At 64.6% G+C, this 8,266-nt stretch carries 9 protein-coding genes; 3 read left to right on the top strand and 6 right to left on the bottom strand.

Features of this window, described 5'->3' with window-relative positions; genetic code table 11:
* Window positions 1-335: 335 nt before the first annotated feature.
* Window positions 336-605, bottom strand: a complete 270-nt coding sequence (locus GTZ99_RS16665) for a hypothetical protein (protein ID WP_161720949.1) — start codon at window positions 603-605, stop codon at window positions 336-338.
* Between the two features lie 371 nt (window positions 606-976).
* Between GTZ99_RS16665 and GTZ99_RS16660 the strand changes: the two genes are divergently transcribed.
* Window positions 977-1,606, top strand: a complete 630-nt coding sequence (locus tag GTZ99_RS16660; RefSeq protein WP_161720947.1) for a YceI family protein — start codon at window positions 977-979, stop codon at window positions 1,604-1,606.
* A 38-nt stretch (window positions 1,607-1,644) separates the two neighbouring features.
* On the opposite strand, the gene GTZ99_RS16655 is transcribed toward GTZ99_RS16660, so the two are convergent.
* Window positions 1,645-2,610, bottom strand: a complete 966-nt coding sequence (locus GTZ99_RS16655; protein WP_161720945.1) for a bile acid:sodium symporter family protein — start codon at window positions 2,608-2,610, stop codon at window positions 1,645-1,647.
* 305 nt (window positions 2,611-2,915) lie between these two features.
* Here GTZ99_RS16655 and GTZ99_RS16650 point away from each other — a divergent pair, with 305 nt between their 5' ends.
* Together GTZ99_RS16650 and GTZ99_RS16645 are read left to right on the top strand one after the other, a co-directional pair.
* Window positions 2,916-4,181 carry an MFS transporter gene (locus GTZ99_RS16650; RefSeq protein ID WP_161720967.1) on the top strand — a complete coding sequence of 422 codons (1,266 nt, stop codon included), beginning with the start codon at window positions 2,916-2,918 and terminating at the stop codon, window positions 4,179-4,181.
* 41 nt (window positions 4,182-4,222) lie between these two features.
* Entirely contained in the window at window positions 4,223-5,380 is a 1,158-nt protein-coding gene (locus GTZ99_RS16645; protein WP_161720944.1) for a pyridoxal phosphate-dependent aminotransferase, read from the top strand.
* Here GTZ99_RS16645 and GTZ99_RS16640 read toward each other — a convergent pair.
* From GTZ99_RS16640 to GTZ99_RS16625, 4 genes are read right to left on the bottom strand one after another with little or no spacing between them, the layout of a single operon-like run.
* The gene (locus tag GTZ99_RS16640; protein ID WP_161720942.1) at window positions 5,344-5,712 is read right to left on the bottom strand and encodes a GtrA family protein; all 369 of its coding nucleotides are present in this window, start codon (window positions 5,710-5,712) and stop codon (window positions 5,344-5,346) included. The two genes, GTZ99_RS16645 and GTZ99_RS16640, sit on opposite strands and share 37 nt — an antisense overlap.
* Window positions 5,709-6,653, bottom strand: a complete 945-nt coding sequence (locus tag GTZ99_RS16635) for a glycosyltransferase family 2 protein (RefSeq protein WP_161720940.1) — start codon at window positions 6,651-6,653, stop codon at window positions 5,709-5,711. Before GTZ99_RS16635 ends, GTZ99_RS16640 begins: the two co-directional genes overlap by 4 nt.
* Window positions 6,650-7,609: an NAD-dependent epimerase/dehydratase family protein gene (locus tag GTZ99_RS16630; RefSeq protein ID WP_161720938.1), complete on the bottom strand. Its 960-nt coding sequence runs from the start codon at window positions 7,607-7,609 to the stop codon at window positions 6,650-6,652. Before GTZ99_RS16630 ends, GTZ99_RS16635 begins: the two co-directional genes overlap by 4 nt.
* Window positions 7,602-8,255, bottom strand: a complete 654-nt coding sequence (locus tag GTZ99_RS16625; RefSeq protein ID WP_161720936.1) for an HAD family hydrolase — start codon at window positions 8,253-8,255, stop codon at window positions 7,602-7,604. Before GTZ99_RS16625 ends, GTZ99_RS16630 begins: the two co-directional genes overlap by 8 nt.
* Between the last annotated feature and the right edge of the window lie 11 nt (window positions 8,256-8,266).

Here is an 8,266-nt window from a genome sequence, read left to right as displayed (position 1 = left end):
ACGGCATCCCGATCGTGCCCGACGCGCTGGAGCGGACCTATGATCTGGTGGTACTGGCAGTACCGCACCGGGAGTATCTGACCATCGGCGGGGCGGGTATGCGGGCGCGTTTGAACCCCAATGGTACACTGGCTGACCTGAAGGGTGTGTTCGGCGCGGCGGCGGACTGGACGCTGTAACGCCACCCATCCGCAACAGCGAAAGGGCGCCCATGCGGCGCCCTTTTTGTTGTCAATGATAGCATTATGGACGCGGTTTGACGGGCCTTCCACGCAAAAGAAAATGGCGGGGCCGGAACCCCGCCATTCCCTTGCTTTCGCTGTGCCGATTGGCGCTCACGGACTGCCGGGCGAACCCTTGGACAGAGCCGCAGCAGCGCCACCAACGACGGCCAGCCCGCCCACGATCGGCGCCCAAGAAGGAGTACCGCCAGTACCCGGCCCCTTCTTCTTGCCAACCCCGGTCGCGCTCCCGGCAAGTGCCAGTGCCGACTTGGCATTGGCGTTGACCCGGTGGTGATCCGTCCGGGCCTGAGCGGCCAGAACAGGGGTCGCCACCAGCATGCCAGCCGCAGCCAACAGCATCGTTTTTCCCAGATGCATCATTTCCACTCCGGTAAGACCAGAACATGTCTGATCATTTTTGACCTGCCACAGCATAAACGCCTACACAAGACGGATCATTACCAATAACCCCAAAATATGGACCTAAAAAATGCTAATAGGTATATTCACCTATGCGATTTTTAGGAAATACATTCCTTTTTTCATCGAAATACAACAACAGTCTCACCGACGAATTGAATGACGCCGTGCGCAATTTGCTCCACCCCGGACCAAATCCAATTGCCGTGCGATGGGACAATTCCCTCACCCGTGTGCGCTGATAGCCATTGCCAAGCATCGGGCGCGCGGTCAGCATTGCCCTGGATAGGAGCAACGGGGCTTTGCGCCCCATGCCAAAAGGGGAGGAAACCATGCGGAAATTTCTGTTGAACGCGGCGCTGGCCGCTGCGCTGTTGCCGGTGGCCAGCTCTGTGACGCAGGCCGCCGAAGCGCCACCATTTGGCGCAACCACGGTTGATCCCCGTGCGGCCACAGCGGGCACCTATAGCGTCGACCCGACCCACGCGACGGTCTTGGCGCAGGTCAAACATCTCGGCTTTTCAACCACCTATATCCGGTTTGACGGGCTTTCGGGCAGCATCACCTATGATCCCAAATCGCCCGCAACATCGACCGCCAACATCACCATCGATGCCAAGGGTCTGGAATCGGGCTTTGCCCTGCGCAACGAACACTTGCGTGGTGAGGCGTGGTTCAATGTCGCCGCCCACCCCAACATCCTGTTCAAATCCAGCAAGCTGATCGTTACCGGCAAGCGCACCGCGCGCCTTTCCGGTGAGCTGACCATGCTGGGCGTAACCAAGCCGGTTTCACTGAACGTGACCTTCAACGGCTATGGCATGGGCATGGACAAGGCGCCGCGAGTCGGCCTGACCGCCAGCACCACGATCCGGCGCAGCGATTTCGGCATGAAGACCTTTATGGGCCCCGTCTCGGACGAGGTACGGATTGAAATCGAAGCGGAATTTTCGAAGAAGTGACACAACCGGCAGGGGGCGGCATGGCACCGCCCCTGCCCTTACTCCTCGGCCATGGCGCGCGAAATCATCGCACAGGCCATCAGCTGGATCTGGTGGAACAGCATCACCGGTAACAGCACTTCCCCCACCTGCGAGGGCGCGAACAGCACGCCGGCGATCGGCACGCCACTGGCCAGCGACTTTTTCGACCCGCAGAACAGCAAAACGATCCGGTCCGCCCGCGCAAATCCCAGCGCCGACCCCAGCCGCCATGTCGCGCTCAGCGCCACGCCCAGCAACACCACGCACAGCACCACGATCAGCGCCAGTTCGCGCAACGGCAGTTTGTCCCACAGCCCCGCCGTCACTGCCGCCGAAAAGGCGGTATAGACCACCAGCAGGATCGAGCCGCGATCGGCATAGCCGATCAAGCCTTTGTGCCGGGTGATGAAACCGCCGATCAACGGGCGCAGCAAATGTCCGACAACAAACGGCAAAAGCAGCTGGGCCAGGATCTTTTCCACCTGATCAAAGGTCAGATGCACCCCGCCTCCTGTGCCCCCGCCCCCCATCAGCCATGCCGCCAACAGTGGCGTCAGCACCAGCCCCGCGATGTTCGAAAACGAGGCCGAGCATACCGCCGCCGCCACATTGCCCCGCGCGATCGAGGTGAACGCGATCGAGCTTTGCACCGTAGAGGGCAGCAGCGTCAGGAACAGCATCCCCCCCGCAACAATCGGCGGCAGGCCGGGGATCGCCGCAATCATCAGCCCCAACAGCGGAAACAGCGCGAATGTCGTGCCCAGCGTCGCCAGATGCAGCCGCCAATGGCCTGCGCCCGCCACGATGGCTTCACGTGACAATTTGGCGCCGTGCAGGAAAAACAGCAGCACGATGCCCGCATTGGCCGCCCATTCAAACGCGGCATGGGCCGCACCGCGCGCGGGCAGCAGGCTGGCCAGCCCCACCGTGCCCAGCAGCACCAGAATATACGGATCGAAGGCGGATTTCAGACGGGTGAACATGAGGGCCAGCCTATAGGCCGCGCGGGCGTGATGGCAATCGCCCGCGCGCGGCAAAAAGGGGCGCTTTGTCGCAGGCGGGGATAGTGCTTGCATGGGGGGCGGGGCCGCCATATCGTTATTACCTATACCAATGCCGCCAGCGGGCGATTCCGCGAGGGGTGGCTTGCGTGCCCATAACGGGCGGCAAGGCGTTGTTTTGGGTCGGACCACACACTTCCCCTGTGTGGTGAGAAGGGAGAGAGACTTTGGCTATTGCACCTGCCGCGCTGGGCAGTGACCCGCGCCGCATTCTGGCCGAAACGCCGATGGGCTGGCGACAGATCGCCGCGATTGCCCTGTGCTGCGCGCTCAACGCGCTGGACGGGTTCGACGTGCTCTCGATCAGCTTTGCCTCGCCCGGGATCGCCGCCGAATGGGGCATCGACCGCAAGGCGCTGGGCATTGTGCTGTCGATGGAAATTTTTGGCATGGCCGTGGGCAGCGTCATGCTGGGCCAGTTGGCCGACCGGATTGGCCGCATGTACACCGCCCTGATCAGCCTGATCATCATGCTGGTTGGCATGATCGCCACCCCCCATTCGACCGATGTCGGGATGCTGGCGGGGCTGCGGCTGTTCACGGGTCTGGGCATTGGCGGCATGTTGGCCGCAACCAACGCGCTGACGGCCGAATATGCCAATGCCAAATGGCGCAATGCGGCCATCGCGCTGATGGCGGCCGGCTATCCTTTGGGCGCGGTGGTGGGTGGCTCCATCGCGCGCGAGATGCTGGTGTCGGGCGGGTGGCGCGATGTGTTCTATCTGGGCGCGGGCCTGGCGATCATCCTGCTGCCACTGGTGCCCTGGCTGTTGCCCGAACCGGTTGGCGCGCTGATGCAGCGCCGCCCGGCGAACGCGCTGCAACAGGTCAACCGCACGCTGCGCATCTTTGGCCATGAACAGGTTGACCACCTGCCCCCCGCCGAAAGCCAGATCAAGGGTTCGGTGACGCAATTGTTCACCAAGGGGCTGTTGCCGATCACCATCTTGCTGACGGTGGCCTATTTCATGCACATCCTGACGTTCTATTTCATCGTGAAATGGATTCCAAAGGTGGTGGTGGACATGGGCTTCCCGGCCTCGGCGGCGGCGGGTGTGCTGGTGTGGACCAATGTGGGCGGACTGATCGGCGCGGTGCTGTTCAGCCTGTCCAGCCTGCGCCTGCCTTTGCGTCCGGCGCTGGTGGGAGCGATGCTGCTCTCCTCGATCATGGTGGCCGTGTTTGGCCAATCGCCTGCCGATCTCAAGGTGCTCTCGATTGCGGCGGGTGTCGCGGCCTTCTTCACCAATGGCGTGATCGTGGGCTTTTACGCGCTGATCGCGCAAAGCTTTCCCACCGCTCTGCGCGGCAGCGGCACCGGCTTTGTCATCGGCATCGGCCGGGCGGGCGCGGCGGCGGGGCCGATCATCGCGGGCTTTTTGTTCGAGGCCAAGCTGGGCCTGCCGATGGTGGCCATCGCCATGGCACTGGGCAGCCTGACGGCGGCGGTGACGCTGATCGTCATGCCAAAGCGTGACGCCCACGGGCATTAAGCGGCCTCGCGCCTGATCCCATGGCGTGATAGGGGGCAGCGATGAGCGTTGCCATCGAACCCTTTCGCGCCATGGGGATTGCCCAACTGGCCTATGAACTGGCCGCGGCCGGGCGTGACGTCATCCATATGGAATTTGGCCAGCCCAGCACCGGCGCTCCGGTGCCCGCGCTGGCGGCGGCCCATGCGGTGATCGACGCAGATCCGCTGGGCTATTGGGAAAGCGCGCCGCTAAAGGCCCGCATCGCCCGGCATTACCGCGATCTGTATGGCGTGACGGTCGCGCCCGAACGGGTGGTGCTGACCTGTGGCGCCTCGCCCGCGCTGGTGCTGGCGCTGTCCTGCGCACTGGGGCCGGGGGCGCGGGTGGCGATCGCCCGCCCCGGCTATGTCGCCTATCGCAACACGGTACGCGCGCTGTATATGCAGCCGGTCGAAATCCCCTGCGGGCCAGAGGTGGGCTATCAATTGACCGCCGCCGCGCTGGAGGCGCTGGAGCCCGCGCCCGATGCCGTGATCATCGCCAGCCCCGCCAACCCCACCGGCACGATCATCGCGCGTGACGAATTGGCGGCGATTGCAGCGGTCTGCGCGGCACGCCGCATCCGCATCATCTCGGACGAGATCTATCACGGATTGTCCTATGGCGCGGCGACCGACAGCCTGTTGGCGCACGCGCCCGACGCGCTGATCGTCAACAGTTTTTCCAAATATTTCAGCATGGCGGGCTGGCGGCTGGGCTGGTTGGTGGCGCCCGATGACCTGCTGGACGCGGCCTATGCCCGGATGAGCAACCTGTTCCTTACCCCGCCCTCGCTCAGCCAGCATGCCGGGCTGGCGGCGTTTGACGCGATCCCCGAACTGGAGGGCCACCGCGACACCTATGCCCGCAACCGCGAACTGATGCTGGCCGCGCTCCCCCGGCTGGGGCTGGCGCGGATCGCCCCGCCCGATGGCGCGTTCTATATCTGGGCCGACATTGGCCATTTGACCGATGACAGTCTGGATTTCTGCACCCGGCTGCTGCGCGATACGGGCGTTGCCACCGCGCCCGGCGTCGATTTTGACAGCGTGGACGGGCATCGCTTCATGCGGTTCAGCTTTGCCGTGGGGACGGCGCAGATCCAGGACGCCATCGCCCGGATGGTGCCGTGGTTTGCCGATCAGGCCCGGAACACCAGCCGTTTAAGCACGACATAATTGACCACCACCACCCCGGCGGTGGTGATCGCTCCGGCCAGATAGGGGTTGGCGACCAGCCGCGACACTGCCCACAGCCCCGCCAGATTGACCAGATAATTGGCGGCATAGGACAGGGCGAAACGCAGCTTTGCCGGGCCTGCATCGCGGAACACCCCGCGCGAATAGGTGACGTAATTGAACGCCGTCCCCGCGACATAGCCCACCGCCTGCGCCGCGTAACGGTCCAACCCCGCCCACACCAGCGCGGCATACAGGCCAAAGCCGAACGCCGTATTGATCCCCCCCGCGATCAGATAGCGCAGGATTTCCAGCGCCCTATCGCGGGTCATGGGTGGGGGCCGTCAAAATTGATCCGCTCACGCTCGTGCACCAGCGGGGTTTTGCGGGTGCGTTCGGAAATCAGGCGGATATGGTCGCCAATCAACCCCAGAAAGCCAAAGATCAGCGCGAATTGCGCCTGCAACACCGCCCCGATCAGCCAGCCCGCAATCGGCCGCCCGGTGAAGAACGCAATAGCCCCGCCGATCAGCATCAACAGCGCCACCACTGCCCCGATCACCCCCAGATAGAGCGGCAAACGCAGCAGGCGCTTGGACGAGGCAGTCAGCCCCGCCACGGCAAAATCCAGCAGCGTCAGGAAGTTGTTCTTGGACTTGCCCGCCGCGCGCGGCGGCCGGGCATAGGGGATGGTTTCCAGCGGATAGCCCGTTTCGACCAGCATCCCGCGATAGAACGGCTCGGGCTCGTTCATCGCCTTGATCGCATCGACCACGCGGCGGCTATACAGGCCAAATCCGGTGGCGTTGGGGATGATCTGGAAATCGCCCAAGGTCTTGGCCAACCAATACGACACCGCGCGAATGGCGCGCAGGATCAACCCGTTGTCCTCGGTCTCGCGCACGCCCAGCACGATGTCGACGCCCGCCTGCCAACGCTCGATGAAACGCGGCAAGAGTTCGGGGCTGTCCTGGAAATCGGCGCACATGCCGATCACCGCACGGCCCCTGGCAGCAAAAATCGCATGGGTGGGCGAACGCATCTGGCCGAAATTGCGCGTATTGACGATCAGCTTGATACGCGGATCTTCGGCACACATGCCCTTGATGATGGCGACGGTGTTGTCGCTCGATTCATTGTCGATGAACAGGATGTCAAACGTCAGGCCCAGCGGCGCCAACTGCGCGATCACCGCCTGCGCGATGGGGCGGGCGTTGGCCTCCTCGTTGCGGCAGGGGATGACAACCGAGATGTCGGGGATGGTATGGGTCATGGCTGATATCCCGCAAGGCTGTTCATCGTTTCGGCAAAGGCATCGGCCAGCGGCACCGGCGCGATGCCATGCGCGGCCAGCAGCGCGGCATAGGCGTCGCCATCGCCGTGATAGATATCGGACGCCGGATCGGTGATGGGCGCGCGATCGACGCGGCCGCCCGGCACCAAATCGGCAATGATCGCGGCCACATCGGCCAGTTCCATCGGCGTGCCACCACTGTCGAACCGGGTAACGCCGCCGCCGCGCAGCATCAGGGCGAACACCAGACTCATCACCTCGCGGATGGGGGCATAGGCGCGCACCACGGCGCGGGGCGCGCGCACGGCAATGGGCCGCCCCGCCAGCGCGTCCAACGCGAAACTGGCCAGCGCATAGGCGCCCGGTTTGTTGATCCGCGGCCCGGCCAGAGCATAGAGGCGGGCGATGACGGCCGCCTTGCCGGTGTCCTGCGCCCATTGGGCAAACAGCGCCTCGTCATCGCGCTTCATCGCGCCATACAGCCGCATCGCGGGGCTGGCCGCGGGGTCGTCGGCCTTTGCCGCCGCGCCTGATGACGCCACAAACACCGCGTCCGCGCCGATGGGGGTCAGCGCGCGCAGCACCGTTTGGCTAATCGCGGCGTTGGCGGCGCGATATTCGCCCTCGTTCATCGCCTCGGCCCGGTCCTTGGTCAGGAAGGCGGTGTGCAGGACCAGCGTGGGCTCATTCGGCAACCACGCCAGATCGGCCAGCGGGCGTTGCAGGATCGGCGTGCCATCGCACAGGCGCAGCACCCGGTCGCTCGCGCCGAAACAGCGCACCCGCTTTTCCACCGCATCGGCACCCAGCGCGCCGGCCAGCAGATCCAGCGTCGCCAGCCCCAGCCAGCCGCCCGCCCCGGTGATGACAATGCGGCGGTCCTCATCGGCCAGAGCCTGCGCGATGGCGGGGGCGAATGGCGGAAACTCAACCATGGCGGCCGGCCAGAATGTCGCCCGTCAACACGCCGAAACAGTCATAGCTGAACGCGGGATCGGCCACGTAATCGGCATGGGCATAGCCATGCGTCAGGAACAGGAACGGCATCCCCGCCGCGTCCGCCACCTGATGGTCCAGCTCGCTGTCGCCGATGAACAGGCAATCGGCGGCATCTGTCTTCAGCGCCGCCAGCGTCAGGTCCAGCAGGTCAGGCGCGGGTTTGCTGCGGCGGTCGGGGGTGGTGCCGATGATGGCGGCGAAATGGGGCGACAGACCGGTGTCGGCCAGCACCTTTTCGCACAGATTCTGCGGCTTGTTCGAACAGATCGCCAGCCGATGCCCCGCCGCCACCAACCGTGCCAGACCATCGGCCACATGCGGGAACAGTGTGTCGCGCGCGGTGTCATGCACGGCGTAACGGCGGCGGAACTCGGCAATTTCCTCCGCCGGGTCGCCACAGGCCGGGCCCAGCAATGCGGCCACCATCGCCTGCCCGCCGATGCTCATGAATGGGCGGGCGTAATCCATGTCGATGCGGTGGCTGCTGCCCCGCTGCGCCAGCATGTCGGACAGGATGGCAACGCAAATCGCGCAACTGTCGACCAGCGTGCCATCCAGATCAAAGATCAGCGGGCGGGCCACAGCCCCCACCC

This window comes from Novosphingobium ovatum, from assembly GCF_009909235.1.
GTDB classification, from domain to species: Bacteria; Pseudomonadota; Alphaproteobacteria; order Sphingomonadales; family Sphingomonadaceae; genus Novosphingobium; species Novosphingobium ovatum.
The sequence above is the reverse complement of the archived record's forward strand: the minus strand, read 5'-3'. Positions and strand labels throughout refer to the sequence as shown.

What these genes read in the sequence shown, in the direction of transcription:
- GTZ99_RS16665 (WP_161720949.1), bottom strand. Translation starts at nt 605, where the DNA reads ATGATGCATCTGGGAAAAACGATGCTGTTGGCTGCGGCTGGCATGCTG.
- GTZ99_RS16660 (WP_161720947.1), top strand. Translation starts at nt 977, where the DNA reads ATGCGGAAATTTCTGTTGAACGCGGCGCTGGCCGCTGCGCTGTTGCCG.
- GTZ99_RS16655 (WP_161720945.1), bottom strand. Translation starts at nt 2,610, where the DNA reads ATGTTCACCCGTCTGAAATCCGCCTTCGATCCGTATATTCTGGTGCTG.
- GTZ99_RS16650 (WP_161720967.1), top strand. Translation starts at nt 2,916, where the DNA reads ATGGGCTGGCGACAGATCGCCGCGATTGCCCTGTGCTGCGCGCTCAAC.
- GTZ99_RS16645 (WP_161720944.1), top strand. Translation starts at nt 4,223, where the DNA reads ATGAGCGTTGCCATCGAACCCTTTCGCGCCATGGGGATTGCCCAACTG.
- GTZ99_RS16640 (WP_161720942.1), bottom strand. Translation starts at nt 5,712, where the DNA reads ATGACCCGCGATAGGGCGCTGGAAATCCTGCGCTATCTGATCGCGGGG.
- GTZ99_RS16635 (WP_161720940.1), bottom strand. Translation starts at nt 6,653, where the DNA reads ATGACCCATACCATCCCCGACATCTCGGTTGTCATCCCCTGCCGCAAC.
- GTZ99_RS16630 (WP_161720938.1), bottom strand. Translation starts at nt 7,609, where the DNA reads ATGGTTGAGTTTCCGCCATTCGCCCCCGCCATCGCGCAGGCTCTGGCC.